Below are 11,942 nucleotides of genomic sequence, written 5' to 3' on the forward strand. Positions count from 1 at the left end.
GTGGTATAGACGGAGGACATGACGGAGGCGGGCATGGCGGCAAGCAGGGTGCCGACGGCGAATGGGCCAAACAGAAAGAGTTACGGTATGCCAAGCAGTTCTACAAAGATTTTCTGGATTCGGCCCTCGCACTGCTTGACGTAATAAGTTTCGTTACTGTCCTCAGAGATTCCGCGAAACGTTTCTACACACCATTGCAAAAATGTGGGAACGAACCAAAGGAGTTGCATTAGGCGCTTGTCGATGCAGTCGATATTTTCAAAACTGATCGATTGCAACAGGCTTTCCAATCGCTTTGCGCCTTCCGCGTCGAATGAGCGATCCCGCAGTCGCCACAGAAAGCCGCCTTCATCTTCCCACTCGTACTCCAGGGCTTGAATGAGTTTATCCGTTTCCAATGTGTAGTCTCCCAGGGGCACCAACATGCTACTTGCGTATAGCTGCAAAGCGACTTACCGTTTGTCCAATTACGCAACAGCCTGTTGCGTAATTATACATCGATTCACCGCGCCAGCGACAGCATCCACGGGATCGTCAGCGCGGACAGAATTGTGGACACGAATACCGTCGCGACGGCGTAGTCGCCGTCCATGTCGTGGTGGGCGGCGTAGACGGAAGACATGACGGAGGCGGGCATGGCGGCGAGCAGGACGCCGACGGCGAGGAGGTCGCCGTGGAGGCCGAAGAGGCGGCAGATGGGCCACATGATCAGGGGGGAGATGATGAGTTTGAGGGCGCAGCTGAGCAGCAGGGTGGGGATGCTTTTGCCTGCGGCTTCGGGGCGCAGGGACAGGCCGACGGCGAGCAGCACGAGCGGGGTGGTGCCCTGCGCGAGGTAGCCGAGGGTCTTGTCGACGATCTGGCCGACCGGGGTGGCGAGCGCGGCGTGGGAGCCGGGCAGGAAGTGGGCGGCGAGGCCGACGAGCAGGGCGATGAAGATCGGGGACATGAGGATACGGGTGAGGTTTTTGCGCGGGCTTTCGTCGGTACGGGCGGTCCCAAGCGTCGCGCCGGCGAGGGCGGCGACGATATTGAGGGGGACGCTCATGCCGAACTGGTCCAGCAGGATCGCGGCCGGGAACTGGTGGGGCAGCAGGGCGAGCGTGATCGGGTAGCCGAGGAAGCCCGTATTGCCGAACGTGCCGACTAAGAGCAGCGCGCCGAGGCGCGGGCGGGTCAGGCGGCAGACGCGGCCGAGGATGAGGATCAGTGCCATCAGGACGCACTCGGTCAGGATGATCGAGAGCGGAATACAGAACGTGCGCGCGGGGATGGCGGGGGCGGTCGCGAGGCCGTGAATGATCAAGGCGGGCAGGGTGGCGTTCACAACGAGGCCGTTGAGAACGGGCGCGTGTGCGCTGTGCAGCACACGCACCCGTTTCAAGGCGTATCCCAGCAGGATCAGAAGGAACAAAGGCGCGAGCGCGGAAAGCGTCGCGGCGAATAGGGTCACTGAGTTAAGACCAATGTTGTTTCACCAATAACCATCAGCAGTAGATATACCCGGCCATGTGAATGGCGCGAAGTTCGATTACCAAGAAAGCCGGCGGTTAAAACCGCGCCTCCGAGAGCGCAGAAGTCCGCCTTCGCGGACTACATAGTCCTTGACGGTACCGTTTACAATATGCGTTTTGTAAGGCGGTCACGTTTACGAATATGTAACCCACGCAGGTGGGTTTCTGCGCCTTTGCAGGCGCGGTTTTAACCGCCGGCTCGGAAACCGCCGGCCTAATGCGTCGCGGCGAAGAGTTCCAACGGGTTAGGACGCCTGGACGGCGGCTTCTTCGAGCGCATCCACCGGGTTGGCGGTCACACGCGGCTTTTTGGCGTCGAGGTCCTGGCGGCGCTTGAGGGCGGCGGCGACCAGGCCGGCGAACAGCGGATGCGCGCGGTTCGGGCGGGACTTGAACTCCGGGTGGAACTGGGTCGCGATGAAGTACGGGTGCACATCCTGCGGCAGTTCGACGATCTCCACCAGGCGGTAATCGGGTGAGACGCCGCTGAAGACCATGCCGGCGTTGCTCAGCTGCTTGCGGTACTCGTTGTTCACTTCGTAGCGGTGGCGGTGGCGCTCTTCAATCACGTCGCTCTCGTACATCTTCGCCGCGATGCTGTTCTGCGAGAGGTGGCAGGGGTAGGAGCCAAGGCGCATCGAGGCGCCCTTGTCCGTCACATGCTTCTGCTCGGGCAGGATGTGGACGACCGGGTACGGTGAATCGGGGTTGACCTCTTCCGTATTGGCGTTGGTCAGGCCACAGCCGTGGCGCGCAAACTCGATGACGGCCATTTGCAGGCCGTAGCAGATGCCGAAGAAGGGCAGGCCGGTCTCGCGGGCGTACTTGATCGCCTGGATCTTGCCTTCCACGCCGCGCGCGCCGAAGCCGGGGGCAACAACCAAGGCGTCCGTATTGGCGAACCGGGCGGCGAAGTCGATGCCGTCCTCTTCCAGGTCGTCGCTCTCGATCCACTCGATCTTCACGCCGGCGTCGGAGGCGATGCCGCCATGCCCGAGCGCTTCGGCGATGGAGATATAGGAGTCGCCGTTGCCGGTGTACTTACCGACGACCGCAATCTTCACCTGATGCTTGGGCGCCTTGACCCGGCGGACCAGGTCCACCCACGCATCCAGGTTCGGATGCGTCTCATCCAATTTCAGCCGGCGGACGACCAGATCGGCCAGGCCCTCTTTCTCGAACACCAGCGGGACTTCATAGATCGTGTCCACGTCCTGGTTTTCGATCACGGCCTCTTTCTCGACGTCGCAGAACAGACTGAGCTTGGCCTTCATCTCATCGCTGATGTTCGACTGCGTGCGGCAGATCAGAACGTCGGGCTGGATGCCGATTTCGCGCAATTTGATAACGGAGTGCTGGGTCGGCTTGGTCTTCACCTCGCCCCACGGCCCAATATACGGGATCAATGTGACGTGGACGTAAAGCACATTGTCCGCGCCGACGTCTTTCTTGAGCTGGCGAATGGCTTCCAGGAACGGCAGGCCCTCAATGTCGCCGACGGTGCCGCCGATCTCAGCGATCACGACGTTCGCGCCGGACTTCTCGCCCAGGCCGATCACGCGCTCCTTGATCTCGTTGGTGATGTGCGGGATCATCTGCACGGTGCCGCCGAGATAATCGCCGCGCCGCTCCTTCGCGATGACGGTCGAATAAACGCGGCCGGTCGTGACGGTCGAGTCGCGGGTCAGATTGATATCGACAAACCGCTCATAATGTCCCAGGTCCAGGTCGGTTTCCGCGCCGTCGTCGGTGACGAACACTTCGCCGTGCTGGTAGGGGTTCATGGTCCCGGCGTCGACATTGATGTACGGGTCCAATTTCGTCATGGTGACGGAGTAGCCGCGGTTGCGCAGCAGGCGTCCCAGGCTGGCGGTGGTGATTCCCTTGCCGATGCTGGAGACGACTCCGCCGGTGACGAAGATATACTTCGTGGGGTGAGAACCATTTTTCGTAACGGGCGATGTATCCATAGAACTCCTGCGGCGTGACGCAGCCGCGCGATATCATTTCGACGTGACAAAGCCGTACGTATGGTAACGTCGTGCTCAAAATGTGGGGCGCATGGGGAAAGGCTGCACGCATGGAGGTGATCGCTAGGGATCCTTCGCGCCCGAATATTGTATCACATCGCTTCGCCCTTTGGCAAGGGCGCCGAATCGAAATATCAATGGAATCAGGTACAATAGATAAGACGATTTCGGAATTCGGCGCCATGCCGGCAGGATTCCGAACGAGTGTCAACGAAACTCTTTTTGTAACACACGTGAGGAGACACAATATGGCGTCGTATGATGCAAAAATCGGAGAGCACGTTGTCACCATCACCTATGTGATGGGCGGCACTAACCAGATCGGCGTCAAGAAACCCAGCAAAGTCAAAGCTTGGGCTCTTTGCCCGATCAGCGGCAAGCGGATCGAAGAAGCGTCCAACTCCGTCGGCGAGGCCACTCGCGCGGTCGAGGCTTCCGTAGCTAAGAGCATCGAAGAAGCGGAAACCCCCGCCGAACCCGCGCAGGTTTAGCATCCCAATCCGCCATTTTTTACCGTCTCTGAAAAATCGCAACGATTTAAAAATTCGCAGGCAGTCCCACGCCGGACTGCCTGCGAATTTTTTGTGAGACCCACTCAACCATGTTCTCCGACGTTTATCTTGTCTCCGAAAAACTCACCGTCGCCACCGAAGCCGACGTCCTCGCCTCCCAGCAGCAGCTTAGATGCGTTTTCCCCGCCGGCTACACCGAATACGCCACTGCCCTCGGCGAAGGCGAATTCTGCGGCCTGATCCGGTGCTACCTGCCTGGCCGGATCGTGAGCGAGCGCGCGGCGCTGCGAACGATGCTCAGCGCAAGCGCCCATTTTTGGAAATATGAAGGAACGCCGCTCACCGGCCAGCGTCTCCCTGAGCTAATCGTCATTGCGGATACCACCAACAGCGACTACATCGGATTTCATCCCGATGATCCGAGTCGTATCTATATTCTGCCCCGGCATAGCGATTTATTGATTTGGACGGAGCAAGGATTGGCGGACGCATTCCAAAAAGCACTGGGAACATGGACGACAGACTTTCGATATTTTGAGTCCTATTGCGATCGCGTCAGCCGCCAGGCGCACAATGACATTCCCGACTTCACCAGCGCCATTGACGATTGGCTCTCCACTCTCGGCGCCCCAGAACATATTCTCGATGACGCGCAGCGAAAACAAACAGCGCCGCAGCGTATGACGCTCACGATGGTGGACGGCAAGATGCAGGACACATCGAATCTCAAAAGAAGCCGTATGCTCTTCTTCCAGCGCTTCGCTGGTTATATTTACCATCGCCGTGACGCCAGTGGCCGAAACACCGTTCGGATCTCTTACGACGCGCTGATTCAGGACCCCACTCCTGGCCTCATTCAAGCCCATCTGCGAAGCGCCGGATTTCAATTCGAAGGCGAACGCCGCGCTTGACAACCCCATCGAACGCGCTTATACTAACGCCAGAGGCAGACGTCGTCTTGCCGAGTTTCCGCTCTACCCAACGTCTTATTTCAATTGGTCGCAGTCGCAAACTGCGCTAGAAAAGAGTATCCATGAGCGTCGCGAAAGAATTTCGAGAATTTGTTCTGCGGGGCAATGTGGTTGATCTCGCCGTCGGCGTCGTCATCGGCGCCGCGTTTGCAACGGTCGTCAAAGCATTTACGGAAGACATCATCACACCCATCATCGGTATCGCCGGCAAGCAAGCGTTCAGCACTTACAAGATTCCGCTTCGAGGCACGAATGCTTTGCTGGTGGGAGACTTGCTTAATCAGATCATCACCTTTCTGATCACCGCGTTTGTCATATTCTTTTTTGTCGTCAAACCCGTCAACTGGCTCATGGCCCGCCGCAAAACCGAAACGCCCGCCGACGCAACCACCCGCGACTGCCCCTATTGCCTCAGCAGTATTCCCATCGCCGCCACCCGCTGCGCCTTCTGCACTTCGGAAGTCGCGAAGGCGTAAGTCAGTTCAAATAAAAAGCCAGCGTCAAACGGACGCTGGCTTTTGCCATTTTCCAGACACGACACATCGAGATTATCATTTGTCAAAGTATTAGTGTTCATGAGAAAACAGAAGAATTCTTATTCTGACAGATGGCGGACGATTGCGGGCGCTTCGCAATCCATCCAAGTTCTGGAGGCCCTCAAAAAGCGTCGGCCGCTCGCCTCACTTGGCTTTCTAGAGAAATATGATGGGCGATGGGATTTGCGCGGCTTTGTCTTTCCATCGGCAACGGTCACGCCTGTATCCGAGTTTGACCATCATGTCGTGAGCCGTGTCGAAGGGATGGCGGAATTACGTAAGACGGTGCTGCAAGATGTCGATTTCAGTCATGCAGTGCTCAGCGATTCGGTGTGGGAGTACTGTGTCTGGCAAAACGTGCGATGCTGTGAGGCCGAGGTCAAAAATGTTCGCTTTCGAGTATGCAATCTGACCGATGTCGATTTTCAGAACTCCGACCTGCGTGACTGTCGATTTGCAGATAACCGGGGGAAGAATGCGAGCCGTTTGGAGCGTGTCACGTTCGCGCATTCGGATCTGCGCCGCTCAGCCCATGGAATCGAAACCTACCATGAGTGCGACTTCTCATACGCAAATCTCGCGGATGTCAGTTTTGAGGGAGCGAGTTTTATCCGCTGCAAGTTTGCGGGGCTGATGGAAAGCGTCAGCTTTTTTCTGCATAGTCGTCTGACGATTACGGGCTTTTTCCCATGGCTCAATGCTAATCCAGAAAAAATCAGCAGCCGATTCGAGAATGTGGACTTTACCAAAGCGATCTTAATGGGAGTAGATTTTCGAGGCGTTGATCTGTCTTCCTGTCGATTTCCATGCGACGAAGATCATCTTGTGATCTACAATCAAAATCGCGTCTTTCTGGAGGCGCGCGATATTATTGAAGCAACATGGGAAGGTGAGGATCGCCGTATCGCCTTAAGTCTTGTGACAAAGGGGCATTTGGTGCACGCCAAAAAACATCAGCCGATAGATGTCATGAATAAGCAGCTGGAGATTGAAATACTGGGAAAAGACTTCGGTGAAAAGTACTTCACTTTACTTTCCAAGATCAATGCAGCAATGCTGGGTTGAACGCTCTGCGTGATGATAAAAAGTCGTCCTCCAAATTCTGGAGGACGACTTTGCCATTTACTGGAAAGCCCGCTCGTACTGAACAGGGATCGGGACCGCTCCGGCTTTGCCGAGCGCCTTCGCGGCGAGGATGGGCCAGTTGGGCTCGCGCAGGAACTCGCGGGCGAGCAGGACGATGTCGGCCTGGCCGTCGTGGATGATTTGGGCCGCCTGCTCGGGCTCGGTGATCATGCCGACCGCCGAGGTGGGGATGCTCGCTTCGCGTTTGACGATCTCTGACAGGAAGACCTGGTAGCTGGGGCCGGCCGGGATCTTGATCCCCGGAGCGACGCCGCCGGAGCTGCAGTCGATCAAATCCACTCCCAAATCCTTCAAAATGCGTGCGATCGCAACCGAGTCTTCGGGAGTCCAGCCACGCTCGATCCAGTCTGTGGCGGAAAGACGCACGGTCAGGGGCTTGGCGGCGGGCCAGGCTTCGCGGATAAGCTGGACGGTTTCCGTCAGGAAACGCGTGCGGTTTTCGAACGAGCCGCCGTATTTGTCGGTGCGCGTATTGGTAAGCGGCGAGAGAAACGTGTTGATCAGATAGCCGTGGGCGGAGTGGATCTCGATCCAGTCGAAGCCGGCGGCGTCGGCGCGCACGGCGGCGTCCCGGAATGCGAGCTGGATTTGCTTGATCTCGTCGATGGTGAGGGCATGGGGTGTGCGGTAGTCCGGCGCGAATGGGTCGGCGGTCACGCCGACCGGCTCCCAGCCGCCATCGGCGTCGGTGACGCCCTTGCCGCCGTCCCAGGGCGCGGCGGTGCTCGCCTTGCGTCCCGCATGGGCCAGTTGAATGCCGGGGACCGCGCCCGCGTCTCGAATGATTTGGGTGATCGGCTTCCACGCCTCCACGTGCGCGTCCGACCAGATGCCGGTGTCGCCTGGAGAAATCCGTCCGCGCGCTTCTACGGCGGTCGCCTCGGTAATCACCAGCGCCGCGCCGCCGTAGGCGCGCGCCGCCAGATGCGTCAGATGCCAGTTGCTCGGAAGGCCATCTGTGGCGCTGTACTGGCACATCGGCGAAACGCCGATACGGTTGCGCAGCGTCACGCCGCGCAGGGTCAAGGGATCGAAAAGTTCGGCCATCGTTATTTCCTTTGGAACTCAAAAAACTTTTGGATGTTCTTCAGAAATAACTCAGTCCCGTCGTTCGAGGTTCCCTGCGCCCATTTTCTTAAGTTGATGTTTAGTGATGCGTGCGGTAGGCGTGCTTGACGCCAAAACCGAGGACGATGAGGCAGAGGGCGACCTCACCGATCTGCCATCGCGTGTAACTATTGGACGCGGTCATCGCACTGATTGTGTTGATTAGAAACCACAGCGCCGCGGCGCAGGCGGCAATAGGGATGTACTTGAGCATGTTCCCCGATGCCTCCAGAAGGCGAAACTAATAGGTATTCAATGCTTCGACCACTTGGCTGCCGTTAAAATGGACCTGCACCGTGCGGCCGCCGCGTGTGTAGTACCAATCTTCATTGTTCAGGCCGCCCACCACGGTTCTGGTAATGCGCGTCGGCTCTCCGACAGTCGTGCGGACCGACGCGGCGGTCTGTCCGGAATGGATCCGGCCAGCCAGCTCCGCCGAGCCCAGCAGGGGCGCCGCGCCTGTCACGACAGCTGGCGCAGAGGCCGCAGGCGCTGAAATGGGAGCCGGTGCGCTGCGGTTCGGCGATATCAGAAGCATGAACAGCAGCAGGATCAGGAAAACTGTGACGGCGATCAGAGCTACTGGAGCTGACCGAAGATCACTGAGGGGCGAGGAGGCGGCGATCGCGCCGCCCTGCGCCGTATCCTGGAAGACCGTGCGGAACTGGTGGCCGCAGCCGGAGCAGAATTTTTCGGAAATCGTATTGGCCTTGCCACAGCCTGGGCAAACCTTTTCGTAACTCGTGTCCATTATCCTAGTCTCCCTGGCGTTGATTGCCGCCGCGCTTGAACCAAAATCCTTTTGAGCGCGTGTGTCCTCTGGCGAAAATATTGCGCCTGCCTTTCATTATAACAGAGCTTGCATCCTAGCAGGCAGGTTCTTCGCACGAATAATGACAAATTTTCTTGCAAATTTGCCGTCGAAACATTCTTTCGGCGCGCAGGGCGACAAAAGTAGCAAAAATCACGTATAACATGTGGGGACTGCCGGTGCGAGACGCCGTCTCGAAGTGCTACTATACTTGCGAAGGAGCAGGGGAGAAACTTACTTTCCCTGGGCAATGGCGCCAAACTATGAGTGTCGATTGGACGGAAGCGTATGTGGATCACTACGCGAGATTTTTTTTAGGGGCGCCGGACGCCACGCACTCATTTCAGCTGGACACGGCGAAGCCGCCGATCCAGATCCTTACCTATGATCGCGTTGTCGCCGGCTGCCGCCTCTTTGCTTCACTGGGGTTTTCGCTTTACGCGCCGGCCGGGGCCGCGCCGGCCGAAGTAGTGTGTCCGGTGGACGCCGGCGGAGACGCCGTGCCGGACATCCTGGCCAATGCGCTCTTCCACATGGCGACACGGCCGCAGCCGCTCGCTATCAGCTGGGGAAGCACGCTGGATGGGCTGGAGCATGTCAATCCAGCGTTCGCTAAAAAGTACAAGAAAGAAGCTCTGTACTTCACTGACCCGTACGGGTTTCCGGATGAGTTCGCGCATGTCCTCGCCGACTGCGCCGGTGTCGGCCGGATGTATCTGGCGATGTTCCTGAGCAAAAAAGAGCACGCCTTTCTCCGTGAGCATCAGCGTGACGCCTTTGAAGAGAAGCTGGAAGAGAAGGGCGTGGACCCTTACGACGTGCGCCGCAGATCGTGCGTGTAATCTACTCACGATCTAACGGCAGGGTGGGTGCTACGCCCCATCTTGAATGGTGATACGCGCTTCCGGAGGGGTTCGCCCCTCGGCGCTGGCCTGGCTGTTCTTGATTTCCCGCACAAGCATCCGACTCTCGGCCATCCACATCTTCGCCTGCCCAATGTCGCCCATCTTGGCGGCGAAGTGGGCCATATTTTCCAGTATGCAGGCGGCGCCGTCCTGGTCATCCATGATCCGAAACAGCTCTAAACCCTCATGCAGCGCTGTCAGGCCTCCCAGATAGTCTTCCAGTCGGTATGCGGCCTTGCCCAGGTTATTGAGTGTCCAGGCGCAGGCCTTGGAATCCTTTGCCGTCCGCTGGATCTCAAGGCACTCCTGGTATCGCTCGCGCGCCCGGGTGAAATCTGCCTGCCGGTAGGCGATCCTGCCCAGGCACAGCGTGATGTCCGCGATCGCTCTCTGATCCTCACGCTCCCGGCTGATCGCTAAACTCTCTTCGCAGCGGATCGTCGCTTCCTCGTACTCGGCCAGGCGATACGCGATCTTTCCTAACCCGGCCAGTTCCCAGGCGGTCGATTCCGCGTCCTCGATACTACGGCTTGCGGTGAGCGCCTCCTGGTAATACTGCTGGGACAGCGTGTAATCTTCGAGGCGGTACGCGACCTGTCCAAGGTTTTCCAGCACCCGGATCACGCCCGCGATATCGCCAAGCTCCTGATACCGAGGCATCGCCTCCGCCAGATATTCCCCGGACTCTTGAAACTGCCCCACACGATACGCCGTCTTCGCCAGGCCCGTCAGCGAGCGCGCGATGGCGACGGAATTCCCGGAAATCTTGTGCTGAATCAAGCTTTCCAGGTAGAAATCATGAGCGTCGGAGTAGTGATGACCACGATAAGCGGCGCGCGCCAGATCCTCCAGCGAAGGCTGGAAGCCCGAAGCCGGGTCGTGTATCGGAGTGAAGTCCGTCGCGGGCAAACCGCTTTCGATCTTTTCTTCCGAAGACATCAATCCGGAGATGGTCATCAAGGCCGTAGAGGTCACGGAAGGCGAGTCCGGACTCGCGGCGGAAAGGTCCACGGCATTTTTCGTGGCGTGCTGTGAAGCGTTCGGTGACAACGACGGCGTATGCATGTTCGTGCCCTTTCGGAGCGGGTGTAATGAAACGGGACTAGTACAACCTAATATAGCGATAATGGCAAATAGCCTAATATTTTATATAAATTTAGGCAGGTCGTACTTAAGCGAGGTCCACAACGCGAAAGAACATGGTCGTGCTGAACCGTCAGGATGAGTCCGAAGGGTATGCTTCATGAAGAGTAAGAAGAAGCAATGATTATGTTAGGGAGTATACCATAGTATTATAAGAACTTATCGCAACTTTCGGCAAAAATAATTGAAGAAAATAGAGTGGCGTATTCGAATACGCCACTCTAAACATTTTTACTCGTCTCGCATCGTGATTCGAGCCTCGTATGGGGTATATCCCTCTATGCTCGCTTTTTCATTGGCGATCTCTCGCTGAATGGTTTGGCTTTCTTGAGCCCAGCTCTGCGCCTGCGCCTTGTCCCCGGCCTTCAGCGCGCAATAAGCCATATTTTCCAGCGCGCAGGCGGCCCCATCGCGATCTTCGACGATCCGAAACAGCTCCAGAGATTCCTGCAAGACATGAATGCCGCCGGCGTAATCCTGAAGACGATAAGCCACTTTACCCAAATCATTCAGAGTCCACGCAGTTCCGTCAAGATCGCCGAATTCGCGGCTGAGATGCAGGCTTTCCTCGTATAAAACACGCGCCCTGGCGTAGTCCGATTGGCGGTAGGCAATTTGCGCCAGATGCCGCGTGCAGTCCGCGATGCCTTCTTTGTCGCTGCGCTCGCGGCTGATGGCGAGGCTTTCCTCGTAGCGCATCTCAGATTCCTGGTAATCGCCTTGCCGATACGCGATCTTGCCCAGCCCGGCCAGCGCCCAGGCGGTCGAATCCTGGTTGTGAATCTTGCGGGCTCCGGTAAGCGTCTCCAGGTAATAGTGCTGGGCCGCCGTATCGTCGCCCAAACGGTAAGTGACTTGACCCAGGTTCTCCAGAACATGCACAACTCCGGCGTCATCCCCAATCGATTGATATTGGGTCAGCGCCTGCTCTAAATACCCTTGTGAACCCGCGAGGTCGCCCAGGCGATAAAGCGTTTTGGCGAGGTTATTCAGCGTATGCGCGATTCCAGTGGCGTTATAGGCGTCCCGGAACTCGCTGAGCGCCTGCTCGTAAAGGTCCCTGGCTTCCGCAAAACTGCCGGTGTGATAGGCCGCGCGGGCCAGCGATTCCGTGGAATCGCTGGCGCCGACGCTTGGCGCGTACTCCGGCTGAGCGTAAGATGTCTGCGCATATTCGGTCTGGTGTCCCGAGGGCTGCGCATATTTTGGTTGTTCCGTGTCGGGGGATGCATAAGCCGGCTCGTCCAGGTTCAGCGGCGCTCCCATC

At 57.9% G+C, this 11,942-nt stretch carries 13 protein-coding genes; 5 read left to right on the plus strand and 8 right to left on the minus strand.

The window, feature by feature from the left end; genetic code table 11:
* Positions 1 to 80 precede the first annotated feature (80 nt).
* From ABIZ35_RS28810 to ABIZ35_RS28820, 3 genes are all read right to left on the minus strand, one after another.
* Entirely contained in the window at positions 81 to 398 is a 318-nt protein-coding gene (locus ABIZ35_RS28810) for a hypothetical protein (protein ID WP_348223401.1), read from the minus strand.
* Positions 399 to 502: 104 nt separating this feature from the next.
* Positions 503 to 1,453 (minus strand): AEC family transporter, encoded by a 951-nt coding sequence (locus tag ABIZ35_RS28815; RefSeq protein WP_348223402.1) that lies wholly within the window; start codon positions 1,451 to 1,453, stop codon positions 503 to 505.
* 306 nt (positions 1,454 to 1,759) lie between these two features.
* The gene (locus ABIZ35_RS28820) at positions 1,760 to 3,484 is read right to left on the minus strand and encodes a CTP synthase (protein ID WP_348223403.1); all 1,725 of its coding nucleotides are present in this window, start codon (positions 3,482 to 3,484) and stop codon (positions 1,760 to 1,762) included.
* Between the two features lie 308 nt (positions 3,485 to 3,792).
* Between ABIZ35_RS28820 and ABIZ35_RS28825 the strand changes: the two genes are divergently transcribed.
* From ABIZ35_RS28825 to ABIZ35_RS28840, 4 genes are all read left to right on the plus strand, one after another.
* Complete coding sequence (locus tag ABIZ35_RS28825; protein WP_348223404.1) at positions 3,793 to 4,035, plus strand: hypothetical protein; 243 nt, start codon at positions 3,793 to 3,795, stop codon at positions 4,033 to 4,035.
* Positions 4,036 to 4,145: 110 nt separating this feature from the next.
* Positions 4,146 to 4,967 (plus strand): hypothetical protein, encoded by an 822-nt coding sequence (locus tag ABIZ35_RS28830; protein WP_348223405.1) that lies wholly within the window; start codon positions 4,146 to 4,148, stop codon positions 4,965 to 4,967.
* 122 nt (positions 4,968 to 5,089) lie between these two features.
* On the plus strand, positions 5,090 to 5,503 hold the full coding sequence (mscL, locus tag ABIZ35_RS28835) for a large conductance mechanosensitive channel protein MscL (protein ID WP_348223406.1): 414 nt from the start codon (positions 5,090 to 5,092) through the stop codon (positions 5,501 to 5,503).
* Between the two features lie 99 nt (positions 5,504 to 5,602).
* A complete protein-coding gene (locus ABIZ35_RS28840; RefSeq protein WP_348223407.1) occupies positions 5,603 to 6,628 on the plus strand; it encodes a pentapeptide repeat-containing protein in 1,026 nt (341 codons plus the stop codon).
* Positions 6,629 to 6,685: 57 nt separating this feature from the next.
* On the opposite strand, the gene ABIZ35_RS28845 is transcribed toward ABIZ35_RS28840, so the two are convergent.
* From ABIZ35_RS28845 to ABIZ35_RS28855, 3 genes are all read right to left on the minus strand, one after another.
* Positions 6,686 to 7,756 (minus strand): NADH:flavin oxidoreductase/NADH oxidase, encoded by a 1,071-nt coding sequence (locus tag ABIZ35_RS28845; RefSeq protein ID WP_348223408.1) that lies wholly within the window; start codon positions 7,754 to 7,756, stop codon positions 6,686 to 6,688.
* A gap of 100 nt (positions 7,757 to 7,856) precedes the next feature.
* Entirely contained in the window at positions 7,857 to 8,030 is a 174-nt protein-coding gene (locus tag ABIZ35_RS28850) for a hypothetical protein (protein WP_348223409.1), read from the minus strand.
* A 27-nt stretch (positions 8,031 to 8,057) separates the two neighbouring features.
* Positions 8,058 to 8,567, minus strand: coding sequence for a hypothetical protein (locus ABIZ35_RS28855; RefSeq protein ID WP_348223410.1), 510 nt, complete (start codon positions 8,565 to 8,567; stop codon positions 8,058 to 8,060).
* Between the two features lie 323 nt (positions 8,568 to 8,890).
* Between ABIZ35_RS28855 and ABIZ35_RS28860 the strand changes: the two genes are divergently transcribed.
* Complete coding sequence (locus ABIZ35_RS28860) at positions 8,891 to 9,469, plus strand: suppressor of fused domain protein (protein ID WP_348223411.1); 579 nt, start codon at positions 8,891 to 8,893, stop codon at positions 9,467 to 9,469.
* A gap of 30 nt (positions 9,470 to 9,499) precedes the next feature.
* On the opposite strand, the gene ABIZ35_RS28865 is transcribed toward ABIZ35_RS28860, so the two are convergent.
* On the minus strand, positions 9,500 to 10,597 hold the full coding sequence (locus ABIZ35_RS28865) for a tetratricopeptide repeat protein (RefSeq protein WP_348223412.1): 1,098 nt from the start codon (positions 10,595 to 10,597) through the stop codon (positions 9,500 to 9,502).
* Between the two features lie 309 nt (positions 10,598 to 10,906).
* A partial coding sequence (locus ABIZ35_RS28870) for a tetratricopeptide repeat protein (RefSeq protein ID WP_348223413.1) occupies positions 10,907 to 11,942 on the minus strand: 1,036 nt, incomplete at its 5' end.

This window comes from Capsulimonas sp., assembly GCF_039929585.1.
Lineage (GTDB): Bacteria > Armatimonadota > Armatimonadia > Armatimonadales > Capsulimonadaceae > Capsulimonas.